The 1,111-nt window shown below is 43.7% G+C and carries 2 protein-coding genes; both read left to right on the forward strand.

The genetic code is table 11. The annotated features are described in order from the left end of the window. The coding region (locus tag EBR25_14355; GenBank protein NBW42151.1) for a hypothetical protein at positions 1-553 on the forward strand (553 nt) is incomplete at its 5' end. A gap of 93 nt (positions 554-646) precedes the next feature. Then, positions 647-1,075 carry a hypothetical protein gene (locus EBR25_14360; protein NBW42152.1) on the forward strand — a complete coding sequence of 143 codons (429 nt, stop codon included), beginning with the start codon at positions 647-649 and terminating at the stop codon, positions 1,073-1,075. Positions 1,076-1,111: the final 36 nt, after the last annotated feature.

The following is a 1,111-nucleotide window of genomic DNA, read 5'->3' on the forward strand; positions in this document are numbered from 1 at the left end:
CGCCATAGGCGCATATACTTCTGAGTTGGATTTAAATATGAATTCTTTCTTAAGAACTGGTAAGATAGAACAGAGTACTGGACAACTATTCAGTAAAGCCGAACCAGTAAATGAAGCGATGGTAAAGAAAGCTGTCGAAGATCTTACATCCGCCCTCGAGCAATTACCCGACGCACCAGAAGGGACTTATCATAGAGCAGTGAGCGGATTTAATTGGAAGGAAGATAAGACAGGAGTCGAAGCTTCTGAATTTATGAAGCAACTTCAGTCGTTGGAGCCCGGTGATGTATTGGAAGATCCAGGTTTCTCTAGTTTTACGTCGGCAGGAGCTCCGGTTGTTGATAGGTTCTTAAAAGGAGATCCTAACTCAGATCAGAACTTAGTCTTTGAGGTAAAAAGCTCAAAGATGAAGGACATTTCTCCCATAAGTAAGTATAAACAAGAAAAAGAACACATGCTCCCTCCAGGTGCTAAGTTCAGAGTTATTGGTAAACGCCAGCACTGGAGCAGAAAAGCAGGTAATCACACAGTTTTAACAATTGAACAAATCTAACTCGCTATGAAACCATCAGAAGAATCCTCCTCATTAGGAAGAAGAATGTCCGACATTGGCGGACTAAAGATCACAAAAGCAAATAAGACAGACATGGCAGAAGGGCCTATAGTACCCGAAGGCTGGTCATATGCTGAGATCCCTTCCCCATATGAGAAGAAACAGCACCTCGAAGGTCAGCATGATAAGCAGGATAGCGAGATAGATGATGATGCTGATATGGCCGAGGAAGAGTACGAATACTGGTCTAAAGAGTACTCAGAGGAGACCAACTATGCTGATGATGGTAAAAAATATACTCACACGTATAAAGACTCTAAGACCGGAAAGACCAAGAAAGTTCGCTATGGAGCAAAAGGATACACCATCGCCCCAGGGACAAAGAAAGGCGATGCCTATTGTGCCCGATCCTTGGGAGACATGAAGTCTGAAGGGATGGATTGCTCCGGCCCAGACAGAAATACTCCAATGTGCCTTTCGCGGAAAAAATGGAGATGTAAAGGAGCGAAGTCTTCGAAGTAAAGATATCCGAATATTAAGGGGGGGTTTACAGATCCC

The sequence above is a fragment of the bacterium genome (assembly GCA_009926305.1).
In the GTDB taxonomy this organism is placed as follows: Bacteria; Bdellovibrionota_C; UBA2361; order UBA2361; family RFPC01; genus RFPC01.

Bases quoted from the DNA above. Each gene is read 5' to 3' on its own strand.
- EBR25_14360 (NBW42152.1), top strand. From the start codon at position 647: ATGGCAGAAGGGCCTATAGTACCCGAAGGCTGGTCATATGCTGAGATC.